The sequence below is a fragment of the Pseudooceanicola sp. LIPI14-2-Ac024 genome (assembly GCF_042188925.1).
GTDB lineage: Bacteria > Pseudomonadota > Alphaproteobacteria > Rhodobacterales > Rhodobacteraceae > Pseudooceanicola.
On record NZ_CP170102.1, the window covers coordinates 1,342,500 to 1,358,373 of the forward strand.

Sequence of the window (15,874 nt, forward strand, 5' to 3'; positions counted from 1 at the left end):
GCGATCTATCTTCAGAACGGGGTCTGCCTGCTGCCCAGGACCGACGACCACGTCCGCCGCCTGAAGATGCTGGAAAACGACATCGCAGAGGCACAGGGAGAGTCTGTCCTCCTTGAAACTATTGCCCTTGATCCCGGTCAGGAAGCCAAGGTTCTGGCACGTTTCAAGGCAGAGCGTGACGACGCCTACGAGGAATTCATTGACAAGTGCGATGACTTCGAAGCCGAGGTCGCCAAGGAAGTGGCAGCCAACCACTACACCTATGCAGAGTTGGAAGAGAACGACGTCGATCTCAAGAAACTTCAGGGCTGGCTGGCGAAAATCCAGAAGCTCGACTTCTACGGCGCCGAGCGTGCCGCCGAGGCCGAGGATCGGTTGAAGGGGTGCGCCGCCGTGCTGGACGACTACGCGCGCCGCGTCTTCGACGCCCATGACGAAAACAGGTGAGGCCAGGACGATGCGCCTGCACCACCCGGCCACGTCACCGCGAAACCGCAATCACGCGTCGGTCGGACTGAACCCGAACCAAAGAGCAATGGAGATGCGCAATGCTTGACTGGTCCACGGCCGCCCCTGCGATCACCGCCGCATTCCTTGCCTCGTTGGTCGAGGTGGTCGAAGCCTTCACCATCGTCCTCGTCGTCGCCACCCTGCGCGGCTGGCGCCCCGCCCTGCTCGGCACCGGTGCGGCGCTCGCCACCCTCGCTGCTATCGTGATCCTGCTGGGCCCGGCACTGAACCGGGTGCCGCTGCACCTGCTGCAACTGGTGATCGGTGTCCTGCTCCTCCTCTTCGGGATCGGCTGGCTGCGCAAGGCCGCCCTGCGCGGCGCCGGGGTGATCCCGCTGCACGACGAGGACGCGATCTTTGCGCGCGAAAGCGCCGCGCTCGAGGCCCAGGTTGGCACCAGCCGCGCCTCGCAGGACTGGATCGCCGGGATCGCCGCGTACAAGGCCGTCCTGCTCGAAGGGCTCGAGGTCGTCTTCATCGTCATCGCCGTCGGCGCCGGTCGCGGATTGCTCTGGCCGGCGAGCCTCGGTGCGCTGGCTGCCTGCGTGCTGGTCCTTGTCGTCGGCATTGTGGCGCACCGCCCCCTGTCCCGCGTACCCGAGAACACGCTCAAGTTCGGCGTGGGGGTCATGCTCTCGGCCTTCGGCGTGTTCTGGACCGGCGAGGGGTTGGGCATCGAATGGCCGGGCGGCGACCTGGCGCTGCTGGTCTTCGCGGCGGTCTTCCTGGCCGCGGGGCTTGGCGCGGCGCGAATGGCGCGCCCAATGGCAAAGGAGGCCTGAGATGGAACTGCTGCGGGAAGTACTTTCGGAACTCTTCGGCATGTTCGTCGCCGATGCCAGGCTAACGGGCGCGATCCTAGGCGCTGTCGCGAGCACCGCCATGCTGGAGAGCATACCCGGGCTCAGTTCGCTGGCGGCAGGGCTCTTCCTGCTGGCAGCGACGGTGACGATCCTGGTGTTCAGCGTCCGGCGAGAGGCACGGCGCCGGTCGGTGGCCGCGCGTCAGGCCTCCAGCTCGGCGTCCCAGTAGAGGTAATCGACCCAGCTGTCGTGCAAGTGGTTCGGCGGGAACTTCCGTCCGTGGTTGCGCAGCTCTTCCGCCCCCGGCATCCGCGGCGGCTTGCGCAGTGCCATGCCCGCCCGGCGCAGGCTCTTCGATCCCTTGCGCAGGTTGCAGGGCGCGCAGGCGGCCACCACGTTCTCCCAGCTTGTCACCCCGCCCGAGGCGCGCGGCACGACGTGGTCGAACGTCAGGTCGCCCTTGGCGCCGCAGTACTGGCAGCAGAATTCGTCCCGCAGAAAAAGATTGAAGCGCGTGAAGGCCACGCGCTTCTGGGGTTTGACGTAATCCTTGAGAACCACCACCGAGGGTATCCGTATCTCGGTACTCGGGCTTCGGACGAAGGCGTCGTATTCCGCCACGATGTCCACCCGGTTCAGCCAGGCTGCCTTCACCGCTTCCTGCCAGGGCCAGAGGCTGAGGGGGTAGTAGGACAACGGCCGGTAATCCGCGTTCAACACCAGCGCCGGATGCTTCTTCAGCGCCGCTGGGTCCCTCACGAATTCGGTCCTGAAATCTCCGTCCATGTCTGAAATATCCTCTGCCCTGCCTACCTCGGTCCGGTATCAGGGCAGGACATCCCGCCCTCACCGTGATTCACTATATATCGCGGCTGACCTTGGGCAAGCCCCACGATATACAGAAGCTCGCAAAAGCCATACTTCGGGCGCGTAACGCCCAAATGACAGATATCCACAGGATGCGGACGCCGGCGGGGTGACGTGACACCCCCTCGTCCTATCTGTACCAGATGGACAGGATCGTGCTTCCCCCGGCCCCCGCCTTTCCCGGCGTGCTCGAGGCCGCGCTCTATGCCCCCGACCTCGACGCGGCCGAGGAGTTCTATGGTCACGTGCTGGGGCTGGAAAAGATCGCCCGCGTCGGGCACCGTCACGTCTTCTTCCGCGCCGGCGCCACGGTGCTGCTGCTCTTCAACCCGGCCGAGACCCGCAAGGGCCCGTCGAACCCCGAGATGCCCGTGCCGCCGCACGGGGCCGAGGGGCCGGGCCATCTGTGCCTGACCGCAGATGCCAAGGCGATCCATGACTGGAAAGACCGGCTCTGGGCCGCGAATGTGCTGGTCGAGGCGGATTTCCACTGGCCGAACGGCGCCCGCTCGATCTACTTCCGCGACCCGGCCGACAACTCGATCGAGATCGCCGAGCCGCGGCTGTGGTTCCCCGAGGCGTGATCAGCCGAGGTCGCGGATCCGATCTGGTTCGATCATCTTGATCTGCCGGTTGCTCACGCCAAGCGGCGCCATCCGCTCGCGGTGCGCCGCCATGTTGGGATGCGCGCCGTGTTCCTTCAGCGCGTCCTTGTCCTCCCACTCCTCGTAGACCCGGAAGAGCGTGGGCGTCTCGACGCTCTGGAAGAACTTGTAGGTGATACAGCCCCGCTCGCTCGCGGTGGCGGCCTCGGCAAGGCGGAAATTCTCGCGGGCCTTCTCGACGTGCTCGGCAGGCACTTCCATGGTGCCGGTGACGATGATCATGGGTGGTCCTCCTTGGATTGCGCGCAGCCTGTCACGGCGTGCGGCCGGACGAAAGCGCCGCCCGGCCCCAATTCAGAACCTTGGATGCCCCGACCGCGGGCGCGGCCGTCAGAGCGACAGCTTGTCCCGCATGAAGGCCAGCGCCACCGACAGCCCGTCGGGCGCGATCCCGTGGCCGGTGCCCTTCATCACGTGGGCATAGACCTCCTTGAAGCCGGCCGCCTGAAGCGCCTCGGCGGCGGCGGGCAGCGATTGCGGCGGCACCACCTCGTCCGCGTCGCCATGCACCAGCAGCACCGGCATCCGGCTCACCACCTCGTCCTCCAGCAGCTCGGGCTTCAGCAACCGGCCCGAGAAGGCGACCACGCCGGCCACCGCATCCTCGCGGCGCGGCGCGACGTAGAGCGACATCATCGTGCCCTGGCTGAACCCGAAGAGCACCACCTGTTCCGGCAGCACGTCCTCGTCGACCATCAGCGCATCGAGAAAGGCGTTCAGGTCCTCGACCGCCTGCTGCATCCCGCGCTCGGCCTCTTCCTCGGACGACCCGTCCATCCAGGGGATCGGGAACCACTGGAACCCGAAGGGCGCGCCGGGCACCTGTTCAGGCGCGTCGGGCGCGACGAAGAGCGTGTCGGGCATGTGTTCACCCAACACGTCGGCGATCCCCAGCAGGTCGGCACCATTCGCGCCGTAGCCGTGCAGGAAGACGACGACCGACCGCGTTTCCCCCGACTGCGGTTCCTTGCGTCCCGCGTTCAGCACCCTCGTCATGTCATCCCCTCACGCTGTTTTTCCGCCCTGTACCAGGCCCAGAGCAGCCGCGCCGCCACCGCCCGCCAGGGCGACCATTGCACGGCCATTGTCCTCAGGTCCCCCGTCCCCGGGCGATCCGCCAAGCCGTAGAGCATCCGCGCCGCTTCCTGCAAGGCCAGATCCCCGGGCGGAAAGACATCCGCCCGGCCAAGCGCGGTCAGGGCATAGATCTCGGCCGTCCAGGGCCCGATCCCCGGCAGCGCGACCAGCCGGGCGATGACCTCATCGTCGGGCAGCGACCGCAGGGCGACGAAATCCAGACCCGCCGTCGCGATCCCCCGCGCATAGCGCATCTTGGGCCGCGACAGGCCGACCGCGCGCAGGTCCTCCTCGCTGGCTGCGGCCACCGCCTCTGCCACGGTCAGCCCCGCCGTTTCCAACCGCGCCCAGATCGCCGCGGCCGACGCGGTCGAGACCTGCTGCCCCACCACCGCCTGCAAGAGCGTCGGGAACCCGTCTGCCCTGCGGCGCAGCGGCGGCACCCCGCAGCGCTCAAAGGCGCGCGCCATGCCCGCGTCCCGTGCCGCCAGCCATGCCGCCCCCTCGCCCACGTCCTCGAGCGTCTCGATGATCCGCCCCGTCACAGCGCCCGCACCCAGTCCATCGCCGCCTCCACCGTCCCGACCACCGTCGCCCCCTCGGGCAACGATGGCCGCGCGATCATCGCCACCGGCAGGCCAAGTGTCCGCGCCGCCGCCAGTTTCGCCGTCCCGCTCGCCCCGCCGGCGTTCTTTGTCACCAACCAGTCGATGCCGGTCAGAGCAAAGAGCGCCTTTTCATCCTCGACCGAGAACGGCGGGCGTCCGGTCACCACCTGCCAGTCCGGATCGGGAAGCTCGCGTGGCGGATCGATGCTGCGCAGAACGACCGTGCGCCCCTTCAGCCCGGCGTACCGCCCGACCTCCCCGCGTCCGACCGACAGGAAAATTCGCGCCCCCGCGGGGATCACGCGCGGCAGGTCCTCGGGCGTGGACACCTCGCGCCAGTCGTCGCCCGCCCCCGCCTGCCAGGCCGGGCGGCAGAGGATGCAGTGCGGCAGACCGAGATCGGCGCAGACCCGCGCTGTCCGTGCTGTGATCCGTGCGGCAAAGGGATGGGTCGCGTCGATCACCGCCGTCACGCCCTTGTCGGCCAGGAAGGCACGGAAACCGTCTTCTCCCCCGAAGCCGCCGATCCGCGTCGGCAGGTCCAGCGGCAGGGGATCCGCGACCGCCCCGGCCAGCAACGCCTCTGCCGCGACGCCCGACCGCGCCAGCCGCGCTGCCATCTCGCGCGCCTCGGTGGTGCCGGCCAGCAGAAGGATCATGCCCGCGCCCTGATCGCGGCGGCGCGGTCTATCCCCTCTCCCGGCCTGCCGCGCATCCGTGCCCTCCGCGTCGCGGCGGTGGCGCAGGCGTCCGTGGTCAGGCCAAGGCGCAGGTTCACTTCGGGTTTCCGGCTCATCGGCGCGGAGCATAACTGGTGGCAGCGCGCAGGCCAGAGCTTTCGCCGCCTCCGGCGGGAGTATTTTCGGCAAGATGAAGCGGCCACGACGCGCAAGATGTTCCACCGATCACCCTGAGGGGCGGACCGTGATCCATGCGCCGCACGGGCGGCAAACGCCTGTCCCTTTCGCGCCCGGCGGACTTTCCCCCGCGTCGCGGGATGCGCATATTGGGGGCCATGGACGAATCTCTGCCCCCGATCGCCGGCACCTGGCCGGTCCTGGAACCCGGATGGGTCTGGCTCTGCGGTGCCGGGCCAGGCGATCCGGGGCTCCTGACGCTGCATGCGCTGAACGGGCTCAGGCAGGCCGACGTGGTGATCTACGACGCGCTGGTGCAGGAAAGCATCCTCGACTGGGCGCCCCAGGCGGAACACATCTATGCCGGCAAGCGGGGCGGCAAGCCCTCGGCCAAGCAGCGCGACATCTCGCTCAGGCTGGTCGACCTTGCCCGCGAGGGCAAGCGGGTGCTGCGGCTGAAGGGCGGCGATCCCTTCGTCTTCGGGCGCGGCGGCGAAGAGGCGCAGACCCTGATCCAGCACGGCGTCAATGTCCGCATCATCCCCGGCATCAGCGCGGGCATCGGTGGCCTCGCCTATGCCGGCATCCCGGTCACACATCGCGACGTGAACCAGTCGGTCACCTTCGTCACCGGCCACGACCAGTCCGGCGCGACGCCGCAGTCGCTGGACTGGGACGCGATCGCCAAGGGCAGCCAGGTGCTGGTGATCTACATGGGCATGAAGCACGTCGAACAGATCTCGGCCTCTCTTCTGGCCGCGGGCCGCCCGGCGGACGAACCCTGCGCGGTGGTCTATTCGGCCACCACGCCGGACGAAAAGGTGCTGGAGACCACGCTGGGCCGAATGGCGGCGGACATCGCCGCCTCGGGGCTCGAGCCTCCGGCGATCCTCTGTGTCGGGCGGTCGGTGCTGATGCGCCAGGTCCTCGACTGGCAGGCGCTCGCCCGGGGCGAGGTGCCCCGCAACCTCGACCCGCTTGGAAGGGGACGCCCGGCCGAGGCGTCATGACCGGACTGATCCTCGCCGCGCCTTCCTCCGGCGCAGGCAAGACCACCGTCACCCTCGCCGCCCTGCGCGCGCTGTCCCGCAAGGGAATGGCCGTACGCGGCGCGAAATCCGGCCCCGACTACATCGACCCGCGATTTCACGAGGCCGCTTGTGGCCAGCCCTGCCCCAACCTCGACGCCTGGGCGATGTCGCCCGACAGGCTGCGGGCGCTGGCGGCGGGCGACGGGCTGCTGCTGATCGAGGGGGCCATGGGCCTCTTCGACGGGGCGCCGCCGGACGGGCGCGGCGCGGTCGCCGACCTTGCCCGCCTGCTGTGCCTGCCGGTGGTGCTGGTGGTCGACGCGGGCCGCATGGCGCAGTCGGTGGCGCCGCTGGTCGCGGGTTTTGCAAACCACGACCCCGAGGTTTGCATCGCGGGCATCCTGCTGAACAACGTCGGCAGCACGCGGCACGACGCCATGCTGCGCCGGGCACTCGAGCCGCTTGGCATACCCGTCCTCGGCACCCTGCCCCGCGACCCGTCCCTTGCCATGCCGTCCCGGCACCTCGGCCTCGTGCAGGCGGGTGAGCGGCCGGACCTCGACGCCTTTCTCGACCGCGCCGCCGACTGGATCGAGGCGGGCTGCGACCTCGACACCCTGACCGCGCTCGCCGCGCCCCTGCCCGGCACCCCCGGCATGCGGCGCGTGCCGCCGCCCGGCCAGCGCATCGCCGTGGCCCGCGACGCCGCCTTTGCCTTTGCCTATCCGCACCTGCTGGACGACTGGCGCGCGCAGGGGGCCGAGCTGACCTTCTTCTCGCCCCTCGCCGACGATCCCGTCCCGGCGGCCGACCTCGTCTATCTGCCCGGCGGCTATCCGGAGCTGCACGCCGGACGGCTTGCCGCCAATACCCGGTTCCTCGACAGCCTGCGTTCCGCCGCCGCGACAACCCCCGTGCACGGCGAATGTGGCGGCTACATGGTCCTGGGACAGGGCCTGACCGACGCCGACGGCACGCGTCACGTCATGGCCGGGCTGCTGGAGCTCGAGACCAGCTTCGCGACCCGCCGCCTGCACCTCGGCTACCGCCACCTGACCGCGCTTGGCGGGCCCTTCTCCGGCCGACTGACCGCGCACGAGTTCCACTATGCCACCACCCTGGCCGCGTGGGGCGACCCGCTCTATGCCGCGACCGATGCCGAGGGGGCGGCGCTGCCGCCCATGGGTCTCAGGTCCGGCCAGGTCACCGGGTCGTTCGCCCACGTGATCGACCGCGCCTGACTGCACATCGGCGCACACCGCAACGCCGCATGTGCGCTTGTGAACGCTGCTTTCCGTCACTACCCCTTGTCGGACGACGGAAGGAGCCCCCATGTCAGACGATTCCCGCGCCAAGAAGAACGTGGCGGTTCTCGTGATGGCCCAGGCGATCCTCGGCTCACAGATGCCGATGATCTTCACCATCGGCGGCCTCGCGGGCCAGTCGCTGGCCCCCAACCCCTGCTTCGCGACGCTGCCGATCTCGCTCATCGTGCTGGGCTCGATGCTGACCGCGACGCCGATGTCGGCGGTGATGCAGCGCTTCGGCCGGCGGGCCGGGTTCTTCCTCGGAGCCGCGGGCGGCACGCTCGGCGGCATCGTCGGGGCCTACGGGCTCTACATCAACTCCTTCACGGTGTTCCTGCTGGGCAGCCTGCTGACCGGCGTCTACATGTCGGCGCACGGCTTCTACCGCTTTGCCGCCGCCGACACCGCGTCCGAGGTATACCGACCCAAGGCGATCTCTTACGTGCTGGCCGGCGGCCTCGCCTCGGCCATCATCGGGCCGCAGATCGTAAAGGTGACGGCGGATGCGATGGTCGTACCGTTCCTCGGCACCTACCTCGCCGTCATCGGGGTCAACGTCTTCGGTTCCCTCCTCTTCCTGCTGCTCGACATTCCCCGTCCGCCGGTCCCCGCGCAGGACGCCCCGCGCGGCCGCACCCGGCGCGAGCTGCTGGCGACGCCGCGCATCGCGGTGGCGGTCATCGTCGGCATGGTCAGCTATGCATTGATGAACCTGGTGATGACCTCGACGCCGCTGGCCGTGGTCGGCTGCGGCTTCGAGAAGTCCTATGCCGCCGACGTGGTGTCGAGCCACGTGCTCGCCATGTTCATCCCGTCCTTCTTCACCGGCCAGTTGATCAACCGCTTCGGCGTGGAAAAGATCATGGCGACCGGCCTCGTGATCCTGGCCTGCGCCGGGATGGTGGCGCTGCAGGGGGTCGACCTGATGAACTTCTTCGGTGCGCTGGTGCTGCTCGGGATCGGCTGGAACTTCGGCTTCATCGGCGCGACCACGATGCTCGCAGGCTCGCACCGGCCCGAGGAACGCGGCCGGGTTCAGGGCCTGAACGACCTCATCGTCTTTGGCGGCGTGACCGTGGCATCGCTGGCCTCGGGCGGATTGATGAACTGTTCCGGCGGCTCGCCGGAAGCCGGGTGGCAGGCGGTGAACATGGCGATGGTGCCGTTCCTCGTGCTGGCCGGCGGGGCGCTGATCTGGCTGTTGATGCGGCCCGAGGAAGAGGCGGCCTGACCCGGGATCACCTGCGTGTGGCGGGGGGATACCCCGCCCTGTTGCGGCGCCTACCCTGCGCGTCGTGGATTGGACGTGGCCTTGAGCCCGCTGCCCTAGCCTACCACTTCCCGGTCATCGCCCGCCACGCCATCTCGGCCCGCAGGGCAAATGGGCTTGGCTCCAGCGCGCCGTCGGCCACCGCGCCGGGGGTCCTGGCCGCCACCGACAGCACGTGGCCGGTTCCGGCCAGCGGCAGCATCGCCGCCGCGGGCACACCGCCCCGCGCCTTGCGCGCCCGCGCCAGCCGCTCCAGCCCGCCGCGGGCCAGCGCCGCCACGGCCTCGGGTCGCCCGTCAGGCAGCGGCCGCTTGCTGACCGCCTCGAGCGCCGGGATCGCCCGCAGCCAGTTCGCCAGCCCCAGGGCATGGCCCGCGTCCCGCGCCGCCGCCTCGTCGTCCGGACCGGCCCCGAGCAGCCGCGCCGCCGTCCAGACCAGCCCGCCCGAGGTCAGATCGAGGTACCGCGCCAGCGCCGCCTCGTCATCGAACGGCAGCGCCTCGATATCCGAACGCCGCGCCTCGACCAGCGCGTCGAGCACGCGCGCCCCTTCGGCATCCAGCACCTCGGCCAGCGGCGTCACCACCTCGTGCCGCCGCACCTTGCCGCCTGCCGCGATCTCCTCAAGCGCGTCGCGCCACCACTGCAGGCGCATCTCGGCGATCATCGCCTCCCCGGTCACCCAAGGGGCGCGCGACACCTCGACGTTGAAGGCGTAGAGCGGGAACAGCAGCCGCCGGGCAGCGACGGGCGCGGCCATCGCCGCGCGGAACCGGGGCGGGTCGGCCTTTTCCACCAGCGCGGCGCTGGCGGTCAGGTCGGGCCCGAAGTCACTTGTAGCCATCGAGGAACCAGCTGATCCTTTCGGCCGTTTCGGGGCGGTTGACGATGTCGAGGTGCCCGGCCCCCGGCACCACCTCGTAGATCCCGTTGGCAGTGAACTCGGACATGAACGGCTTGAACGCGTCGGACAGGAAGGCCTGGTCCTCGGCGCCCGCGATCAGGACAAAGGGCGGCAGCGCCTCGATATCGCGGGTCGCGTCGCCGCGCGGCGCGAACGAGGTCATCATCCGGTAGGTGTAGGCGGTGGTCGCAAGGTCGCCCTGCGGTCCGTTCAGCACCTCTTGCGGCATGGCGAATTCCAGCACGACCTCGTCGTTCTCCGAGGTGATCCCGACCGTGTTCAGCATCGAGATGCCGATGATCCGGCGCACCAGCGGATTCGCCCACCCGCCCGAGTTCGGGCGCGTCGTCGGCGCGTCGTAGCCGAGGTAAGGCGCGATCAGGATGGCGGAATCGATCATCCCGCCGTACTCGCCCCCGGCAAAGCGCACCGCCAGCCCCCCGCCCGACGAATGGCCGGCCAGGATCACCTCCTGCCCGTCCTCGGCATAGTGGTCGATCAGGTCTGCGATATCCTCTTCGAGCTGGCCGATATGGGCCACGTCGCCGCGCGGGCCGTCGTTCAGCCCGTGACCGCGCAGGTCCGGCACCACGATCTCGGCCTGGCCCTCAAGGGCGCGGGCCAGGGTGTCGAACTCTCCGCCATGCCAGGCCGACCCGTGCAGCAGGATGAGAAGCGGGCCATCCTCCACGTCGAGGTGACGGACATGCAGCGTGCTGCCGTCGCGCATCGCGACCTCTTCGATCGGCAGCGGCTCGGCAGGGGCGGCGCCGAGGATGCTGTCGAAGTCCAGCCGGCTTGCAGCCTCGGCCGCGCCGCCCGGCGACTGCGACCAGATCATGAAGTAGGGCAGCGGGGCGAGCACCAACGCGATGATGCCGACGATGACGATGACCTTACCCATGGCGCGTGCCATCCCCTTGCACTGCAGCGGTCATCGACAAATCCCCCGTGAAAATCAATGGTCCAACAGCCCTCGCCTCTTTCGTCCGATTCCGCAAGCGCGGGGGGCCCTTCGCGCCGGACGGCGTGCAGGATAAAATCCCGCTGCACCGCAGAATGACGCAAGGATCTTTCACATTTCTGGAAAATGACGCGCAATTCCTCCCCCGATTCTCCTCGCGGGCGCCGCAGTTTGCACGGATTTTTCCCGCCCCGGATGCGATGATCTGCCCAAATCACGAACCCAGGGAGACGGAAATGCGCATCGGGTGCCCCAAGGAAATCAAGACCCACGAATACCGTGTCGGCCTGACACCCGAGAGCGTGGCCGAACTGGTCCGCCACGGTCACACCGTCAGCGTCGAGACCGGCGCAGGCGGCGGCATCGGCGCCACCGATGACGCCTACCGCGCCGCGGGCGCCACCATCGCCCCGGACGCGGCCACCATCTTTGCCGAGGCCGACATGGTCGTGAAGGTCAAGGAACCGCAGGCCGCCGAACGCGCGATGCTGCGACCGGGCCAGATCCTCTACACCTACCTGCACCTCGCCGCCGACCCGGACCAGACGCGCGAGCTGGTCGCCAGCGGCGCCAGCTGCGTGGCCTATGAAACCGTGACCGGCCCCGGCGGCGGGCTGCCGCTGCTGAAACCGATGAGCCAGGTCGCCGGCCGCATGTCGGTGCAGGCGGGCGCCACCGCGCTGGAAAAGGTGCACGGCGGACGCGGCGTGCTGCTCGGCGGCGTGCCGGGCGTGGCACCGGGCCGGGTGGTGGTGATCGGCGGCGGCGTCGTCGGTTTCAACGCGGCGCAGATGGCCGTGGGCCTCGGGGCCGAGGTGACGGTCCTCGACCGCTCGGCCGAGGTGCTGGAGCGCATCGACCACCACTACAACGGCCGCATCCGCACGCTCTATTCCACCGGCACCGTGCTGGCCGAGGCGGTGGCCGACGCCGACCTGATCATCGGCGCCGTCCTCATCCCGGGCGCCGCCGCGCCCAAACTGGTTACGCGCGAGATGCTGCGCACCATGGCCCCCGGATCGGTGGTGGTCGATGTCGCGATCGACCAGGGCGGCTGCTTCGAGACCTCGCGCCCGACGACCCACGACAAGCCCACCTTCGTCGAGGAGGGCGTGGTGCACTACTGCGTCGCCAACATGCCCGGCGGCGTCGCCCGCACCTCGACCTACGCGCTGAACAACGCCACCCTGCCGCATGCCCTGGCGCTGGCGAACCACGGGCTGTCCGTCGCGCTGACCCGAGACGCGCACCTGCGCGCCGGGCTCAACGTGCATGCGGGCCAGGTGACCTACCGCGCCGTGGCCGAGGACCTGGGCTATGCCTACCTGCCGCCGGAAGAGGCGTTGAAGGTGAACGGCGCGTAAGCGGTCGGTTCCGGATGGGTCGGAAGGCGGGGTGGACCCCCACCTTGCCCGCAAGGCACCCGGCGCCGTGGCCTATCCAAGCGTAGGGTGGGGTTGCTCCCCACCCCGGCGCCCCTCAGGCGACCGGCTTCGCCAGCATCCGCGCGATGCTGTCCTGCACCATCTCGCCGATCTGGCCCGCCATCATCGACAGCATCATCGGGACCGAGGTCACGCCGCGCACCTCGGTCTCGGCCAGTTCACCGTCCACGGTGATCGTCTGCCCCATCGCCTTGATGCTCAGCACCAGCCGGTTCTCGGGCTGCCAGTCGGCCTCCACCTCGGCCCCGCCGGGAATCTTCTCGCGCAGTTTCGGAATGCCCGCCGCGATCCGCGCGCGCACCTCGTCCAGCGCCAGCGCATGCGGCACGGTGAAATCGATCTTGGCCATGGTATTGCTCCCCCGTTCAGGCTCGTCGCAGCCTTGCCCCGGCGCAGTCTCCCGCGCCAGAGCCTTCCGCCGAACCGCCCCCGTGACGCTGCGGCGCGGGCGCGCGCTGCCTACCCGGCCAGCGCCGCAGCCGAGGTTTCGCGCAGGAGCTTCCAGCGGATCGCGTCGGTCAGCGCCTCGAAGCTTGCGTCGACAATGTTGGGCGACACGCCCACCGTGGACCACCGCCGCCCGGCGCTGTCCTCGCTGTCGATGATGACGCGGGTGACCGCCTCGGTCCCGCCCTGGGTGATCCGCACCTTGAAGTCGACGAGCTTCATGTCCTCGACCATCTCCTGCAGAGACCCGAGATCCTTGGCCAGCGCCTTTGACAGCGCGTTGACCGGCCCCCGGTCGCCGCCGTCCTCGTCCACGCTTTCCGACACCGACATGCGCCGCTCGCCGTCGACCTCGATCACCACCACCGCTTCCGACAGGCTGACCCGCCTGCCGGCGGCATTACGGCGCCGTTCGACGGTAACGCGGTAACGTTCGACCTCGAAGAAACGCGGCATGGTCCCAAGCTCCTCCCGCGCCAGCAGCTCGAACGAAGCCTGCGCGCTGTCGTAAGTATAGCCGCGATCCTCGCGCGCCTTCACCTCGTCCAGCATCCGGGCCAGCGCCGGATCGCCCTTGGCCACGTCGATCCCCGCCTCCGCCAGCCGCCGCCGCAGGTTCGACTGCCCGGCCTGGTTCGACATCGGGATCACCCGTTCATTCCCGACCAGCCCCGGCTCGACGTGTTCGTAGGTCGAGGGGTTCTTGAGGATCGCGCTCGCGTGCAGCCCCGCCTTGTGGGCAAAGGCCGAGGCCCCGACATAGGGCGCCTGCTTGGTCGGCACCCGGTTCAGGATATCGTCGAGCTGGCGCGAGATCGTCGTCAGCTCCCGCAGCGCCTCGCGGCTGACGCCGGTCTCGTAGAGGCTGGCATAGGGCTCCTTCAGCAGCAGCGTCGGGATCAGCGTGACGAGGTTCGCGTTGCCGCAGCGCTCGCCCAGCCCGTTCAGCGTGCCCTGGATCTGCCGTGCGCCCGCATCGACGGCGGCCAGCGACCCGGCGACCGCGTTTGCGGTGTCGTTGTGGGTGTGGATGCCAAGGCGGTCGCCCGGGATCCCCTCGGCGATGACTTCGGCCACGATGCGCCCGATCTCGACCGGCAGCGTGCCGCCGTTGGTGTCGCAGAGCACGACCCAGCGGGCCCCGGCGTCGTGGGCGGCCCGGATGCACTCCAGCGCATAGGCGCGGTTCGCCTTCCAGCCGTCAAAGAAATGCTCGGCATCGAACAGCGCCTCGCGGCCGTCGGCCACCAGGTGCGCGACGCTCTCGCGGATGTTGGCGAGGTTCTCGTCCAGCGTGATCTCCAGCGCCGTCTCGACGTGGAAATCGTGCGTTTTGCCGACGATGCAGACGGCCGGCGTGCCCGCGTTCAGCACCGCCGCCAGCACGTCGTCGTTCGCCGCCGACCGTCCCGCCCGCTTGGTCATGCCAAAGGCGGTCAGCGTCGCGTTCACCCGCGGCGCCGCGTCGAAGAACGCGCTGTCGGTCGGGTTCGCGCCCGGCCAGCCGCCCTCGATGTAATCGACGCCCAGCCGGTCCAGCGCCGCCGCGATCCGCATCTTCTCGGGGGTCGAGAACTGGACGCCCTGCGTCTGCTGCCCGTCGCGCAGCGTGGTGTCGTAGAGGTAGAGGCGGTCGGTCATGCCAGCCCCTCCAGCTTCGCGGCATCGAACCCCGGCCCGGCGATCAGTTCGACCCCCGACTTTCTCATCCGCACCTCGACCCCGGCCGCGACGAGCGCCGCCTTCATCTCGTCCACGCGCGAGAAGTCCTTGGACGCCATCGCCGCCTCCCGCGCCGCGGCAAGCGCGGTTTCCAGCGCCGAGAGGTCGACCTCCGCCGCAGCCGCCCAGTTCCCCAGATCGGCCGTCAACAGCCCGAGAAATTGCGCAGACGCAAGGAACTCACCAAGGGAATAGCTTCGTGGCAGATCGGCAAACTCAGGCTTCAGCTTCCCTGTCGCAACCGAGAAAATCTGGTGGAGCCAAGCAATTGCGCCGGCCGTGTTCAGATCGTCAGCAACTGAGTTTACAACCAGATCAATCGGTATTTCCGGCATGCAGCCCACAGTCGCCTCACGCCACTTCCGCAGCACAGCCTCCGCCTCGCCCGCCTTCTTCTCGGTCCAGTCCATCGGCTTGCGGTAATGCGTGCCAAGGAACACGAAGCGGATCACCTCGCCCGGCACGCCCTTGTCCAGCAAATCCCGCACGGTGAAGAAGTTGCCGAGCGATTTCGACATCTTCTTGCCCTCGACCTGGAGCATCTCGTTGTGCAGCCAGACCTTGGCAAATCCGCCCTCGGGATGGGCGCAGCAGCTCTGCGCGATCTCGTTCTCGTGGTGCGGGAACATCAGGTCGTTGCCGCCGCCGTGGATGTCGAAGGTCGGCCCGAGGATCTCGTAGGACATGGCCGAGCATTCGATGTGCCAGCCCGGCCGCCCGCGTCCCCAGGGGCTGTCCCAGCCCGGAAGGTCGTCGCTCGACGGTTTCCACAGCACGAAATCCATCGGGTCGCGCTTGTAGGGCGCGACCTCAACCCGGGCGCCGGCGATCATGTCCTCGACGGACCGCCCCGAGAGCTTGCCGTAGGCATCGTAGCTGCTGACCGAGAAGAGCACGTGCCCCTCGGCCGCATAGGCATGGCCGCTCTCGATCAGCCGCTCGATCATCGCGATCATCGGGCCGATATGCTCAGTCGCCCGCGGTTCGCGGTCGGGGCGCATCGTGCCGAGCGCCTCCATGTCCACGTGGTACCATTCGATCGTCTCGTCGGTGATCGCGCGGATGTCGCGCCCGTCCCGCTGCGCCCGCGCGTTGATCTTGTCGTCCACGTCGGTGAAGTTCCGCACGTAGGTCACGTGACCGTCGCCGTAGACCTCGCGCAACAGGCGGTTCAGCACGTCGAAGACCACCACCGGCCGCGCGTTGCCCAGATGCGCGCGGTCATAGACCGTCGGCCCGCAGACATACATGCGCACGTTGTCCGGATCGATCGGGACAAAGGTCTCCTTTGTCCGGGTCATGGAGTTGGTCAGCTTGATCTCGACCATAACGGGTCCTCGCGCGGCTTGGCCGCGGGCCTGTCATTTCATCTGGAGGGAGAACGAAGTGAACGGCCC

General features: G+C 69.0%; 18 protein-coding genes and 1 pseudogene. 8 read left to right on the top strand and 11 right to left on the bottom strand.

Going from position 1 to position 15,874, the window contains the following annotated elements; all coding sequences use genetic code 11:
- Positions 1 to 24 precede the first annotated feature (24 nt).
- From ACE2AC_RS06520 to ACE2AC_RS06530, 3 genes and pseudogenes are all read left to right on the top strand, one after another.
- A pseudogene (locus ACE2AC_RS06520) lies at positions 25 to 447 on the top strand (Chromate resistance protein ChrB); the annotation flags it as partial.
- 101 nt (positions 448 to 548) lie between these two features.
- Positions 549 to 1,292, top strand: coding sequence for a COG4280 domain-containing protein (locus ACE2AC_RS06525; protein WP_375691290.1), 744 nt, complete (start codon positions 549 to 551; stop codon positions 1,290 to 1,292).
- A 1-nt stretch (position 1,293) separates the two neighbouring features.
- Positions 1,294 to 1,542, top strand: a complete 249-nt coding sequence (locus tag ACE2AC_RS06530; RefSeq protein ID WP_375691291.1) for a hypothetical protein — start codon at positions 1,294 to 1,296, stop codon at positions 1,540 to 1,542.
- Here ACE2AC_RS06530 and ACE2AC_RS06535 read toward each other — a convergent pair.
- Positions 1,515 to 2,099 (bottom strand): HNH endonuclease, encoded by a 585-nt coding sequence (locus ACE2AC_RS06535; RefSeq protein WP_375691292.1) that lies wholly within the window; start codon positions 2,097 to 2,099, stop codon positions 1,515 to 1,517. The two genes, ACE2AC_RS06530 and ACE2AC_RS06535, sit on opposite strands and share 28 nt — an antisense overlap.
- Positions 2,100 to 2,323: 224 nt before the next feature.
- On the opposite strand from ACE2AC_RS06535, the gene ACE2AC_RS06540 reads away from it, so the two are divergent.
- Positions 2,324 to 2,764, top strand: coding sequence for a VOC family protein (locus ACE2AC_RS06540; RefSeq protein ID WP_375691293.1), 441 nt, complete (start codon positions 2,324 to 2,326; stop codon positions 2,762 to 2,764).
- Here the strand turns inward: ACE2AC_RS06540 and ACE2AC_RS06545 are convergent, their stop codons facing one another.
- The 5 genes from ACE2AC_RS06545 to ACE2AC_RS06565 all read right to left on the bottom strand — a co-directional run bounded on the left by ACE2AC_RS06545 (position 2,765) and on the right by ACE2AC_RS06565 (position 5,326).
- Positions 2,765 to 3,067 (bottom strand): putative quinol monooxygenase, encoded by a 303-nt coding sequence (locus ACE2AC_RS06545; protein WP_375691294.1) that lies wholly within the window; start codon positions 3,065 to 3,067, stop codon positions 2,765 to 2,767.
- Between the two features lie 108 nt (positions 3,068 to 3,175).
- A complete protein-coding gene (locus tag ACE2AC_RS06550) occupies positions 3,176 to 3,841 on the bottom strand; it encodes an alpha/beta hydrolase (protein WP_375691295.1) in 666 nt (221 codons plus the stop codon).
- Positions 3,838 to 4,467, bottom strand: coding sequence for a DNA-3-methyladenine glycosylase family protein (locus ACE2AC_RS06555; RefSeq protein WP_375691296.1), 630 nt, complete (start codon positions 4,465 to 4,467; stop codon positions 3,838 to 3,840). Before ACE2AC_RS06555 ends, ACE2AC_RS06550 begins: the two co-directional genes overlap by 4 nt.
- Positions 4,464 to 5,189 (bottom strand): cobalt-precorrin-6A reductase, encoded by a 726-nt coding sequence (locus ACE2AC_RS06560; protein ID WP_375691297.1) that lies wholly within the window; start codon positions 5,187 to 5,189, stop codon positions 4,464 to 4,466. Before ACE2AC_RS06560 ends, ACE2AC_RS06555 begins: the two co-directional genes overlap by 4 nt.
- Positions 5,186 to 5,326, bottom strand: a complete 141-nt coding sequence (locus ACE2AC_RS06565; RefSeq protein ID WP_375691298.1) for a hypothetical protein — start codon at positions 5,324 to 5,326, stop codon at positions 5,186 to 5,188. Before ACE2AC_RS06565 ends, ACE2AC_RS06560 begins: the two co-directional genes overlap by 4 nt.
- A gap of 219 nt (positions 5,327 to 5,545) precedes the next feature.
- Between ACE2AC_RS06565 and cobA the strand changes: the two genes are divergently transcribed.
- The 3 genes from cobA to ACE2AC_RS06580 all read left to right on the top strand — a co-directional run bounded on the left by cobA (position 5,546) and on the right by ACE2AC_RS06580 (position 8,956).
- On the top strand, positions 5,546 to 6,397 hold the full coding sequence (cobA, locus tag ACE2AC_RS06570) for a uroporphyrinogen-III C-methyltransferase (protein ID WP_375691299.1): 852 nt from the start codon (positions 5,546 to 5,548) through the stop codon (positions 6,395 to 6,397).
- Positions 6,394 to 7,659 (top strand): cobyrinate a,c-diamide synthase, encoded by a 1,266-nt coding sequence (locus ACE2AC_RS06575; protein ID WP_375691300.1) that lies wholly within the window; start codon positions 6,394 to 6,396, stop codon positions 7,657 to 7,659. Before cobA ends, ACE2AC_RS06575 begins: the two co-directional genes overlap by 4 nt.
- A 91-nt stretch (positions 7,660 to 7,750) precedes the next feature.
- On the top strand, positions 7,751 to 8,956 hold the full coding sequence (locus tag ACE2AC_RS06580; protein WP_375691301.1) for an MFS transporter: 1,206 nt from the start codon (positions 7,751 to 7,753) through the stop codon (positions 8,954 to 8,956).
- 100 nt (positions 8,957 to 9,056) lie between these two features.
- On the opposite strand, the gene ACE2AC_RS06585 is transcribed toward ACE2AC_RS06580, so the two are convergent.
- Together ACE2AC_RS06585 and ACE2AC_RS06590 are read right to left on the bottom strand one after the other, a co-directional pair.
- Positions 9,057 to 9,839: a squalene/phytoene synthase family protein gene (locus tag ACE2AC_RS06585; protein ID WP_375691302.1), complete on the bottom strand. Its 783-nt coding sequence runs from the start codon at positions 9,837 to 9,839 to the stop codon at positions 9,057 to 9,059.
- On the bottom strand, positions 9,826 to 10,803 hold the full coding sequence (locus ACE2AC_RS06590; protein WP_375691303.1) for an alpha/beta hydrolase: 978 nt from the start codon (positions 10,801 to 10,803) through the stop codon (positions 9,826 to 9,828). Before ACE2AC_RS06590 ends, ACE2AC_RS06585 begins: the two co-directional genes overlap by 14 nt.
- Positions 10,804 to 11,099: 296 nt before the next feature.
- Here ACE2AC_RS06590 and ald point away from each other — a divergent pair, with 296 nt between their 5' ends.
- A complete protein-coding gene (gene ald / locus ACE2AC_RS06595; protein ID WP_375691304.1) occupies positions 11,100 to 12,227 on the top strand; it encodes an alanine dehydrogenase in 1,128 nt (375 codons plus the stop codon).
- Positions 12,228 to 12,342: 115 nt separating this feature from the next.
- On the opposite strand, the gene ACE2AC_RS06600 is transcribed toward ald, so the two are convergent.
- The 3 genes from ACE2AC_RS06600 to cysS all read right to left on the bottom strand — a co-directional run bounded on the left by ACE2AC_RS06600 (position 12,343) and on the right by cysS (position 15,805).
- Positions 12,343 to 12,657: a polyhydroxyalkanoic acid system family protein gene (locus ACE2AC_RS06600; RefSeq protein ID WP_375691305.1), complete on the bottom strand. Its 315-nt coding sequence runs from the start codon at positions 12,655 to 12,657 to the stop codon at positions 12,343 to 12,345.
- 110 nt (positions 12,658 to 12,767) lie between these two features.
- Complete coding sequence (cimA, locus tag ACE2AC_RS06605) at positions 12,768 to 14,396, bottom strand: citramalate synthase (RefSeq protein ID WP_375691306.1); 1,629 nt, start codon at positions 14,394 to 14,396, stop codon at positions 12,768 to 12,770.
- On the bottom strand, positions 14,393 to 15,805 hold the full coding sequence (cysS, locus tag ACE2AC_RS06610) for a cysteine--tRNA ligase (RefSeq protein WP_375691307.1): 1,413 nt from the start codon (positions 15,803 to 15,805) through the stop codon (positions 14,393 to 14,395). Before cysS ends, cimA begins: the two co-directional genes overlap by 4 nt.
- Positions 15,806 to 15,874 lie beyond the last annotated feature (69 nt).

What these genes read in the sequence shown, in the direction of transcription:
- ACE2AC_RS06525 (WP_375691290.1), top strand. Translation starts at nt 549, where the DNA reads ATGCTTGACTGGTCCACGGCCGCCCCTGCGATCACCGCCGCATTCCTT.
- ACE2AC_RS06530 (WP_375691291.1), top strand. Translation starts at nt 1,294, where the DNA reads ATGGAACTGCTGCGGGAAGTACTTTCGGAACTCTTCGGCATGTTCGTC.
- ACE2AC_RS06535 (WP_375691292.1), bottom strand. Translation starts at nt 2,099, where the DNA reads ATGGACGGAGATTTCAGGACCGAATTCGTGAGGGACCCAGCGGCGCTG.
- ACE2AC_RS06540 (WP_375691293.1), top strand. Translation starts at nt 2,324, where the DNA reads ATGGACAGGATCGTGCTTCCCCCGGCCCCCGCCTTTCCCGGCGTGCTC.
- ACE2AC_RS06545 (WP_375691294.1), bottom strand. Translation starts at nt 3,067, where the DNA reads ATGATCATCGTCACCGGCACCATGGAAGTGCCTGCCGAGCACGTCGAG.
- ACE2AC_RS06550 (WP_375691295.1), bottom strand. Translation starts at nt 3,841, where the DNA reads ATGACGAGGGTGCTGAACGCGGGACGCAAGGAACCGCAGTCGGGGGAA.
- ACE2AC_RS06560 (WP_375691297.1), bottom strand. Translation starts at nt 5,189, where the DNA reads ATGATCCTTCTGCTGGCCGGCACCACCGAGGCGCGCGAGATGGCAGCG.
- ACE2AC_RS06565 (WP_375691298.1), bottom strand. Translation starts at nt 5,326, where the DNA reads ATGAGCCGGAAACCCGAAGTGAACCTGCGCCTTGGCCTGACCACGGAC.
- cobA (WP_375691299.1), top strand. Translation starts at nt 5,546, where the DNA reads ATGGACGAATCTCTGCCCCCGATCGCCGGCACCTGGCCGGTCCTGGAA.
- ACE2AC_RS06575 (WP_375691300.1), top strand. Translation starts at nt 6,394, where the DNA reads ATGACCGGACTGATCCTCGCCGCGCCTTCCTCCGGCGCAGGCAAGACC.
- ACE2AC_RS06580 (WP_375691301.1), top strand. Translation starts at nt 7,751, where the DNA reads ATGTCAGACGATTCCCGCGCCAAGAAGAACGTGGCGGTTCTCGTGATG.
- ACE2AC_RS06585 (WP_375691302.1), bottom strand. Translation starts at nt 9,839, where the DNA reads ATGGCTACAAGTGACTTCGGGCCCGACCTGACCGCCAGCGCCGCGCTG.
- ACE2AC_RS06590 (WP_375691303.1), bottom strand. Translation starts at nt 10,803, where the DNA reads ATGGGTAAGGTCATCGTCATCGTCGGCATCATCGCGTTGGTGCTCGCC.
- ald (WP_375691304.1), top strand. Translation starts at nt 11,100, where the DNA reads ATGCGCATCGGGTGCCCCAAGGAAATCAAGACCCACGAATACCGTGTC.
- ACE2AC_RS06600 (WP_375691305.1), bottom strand. Translation starts at nt 12,657, where the DNA reads ATGGCCAAGATCGATTTCACCGTGCCGCATGCGCTGGCGCTGGACGAG.
- cimA (WP_375691306.1), bottom strand. Translation starts at nt 14,396, where the DNA reads ATGACCGACCGCCTCTACCTCTACGACACCACGCTGCGCGACGGGCAG.
- cysS (WP_375691307.1), bottom strand. Translation starts at nt 15,805, where the DNA reads ATGGTCGAGATCAAGCTGACCAACTCCATGACCCGGACAAAGGAGACC.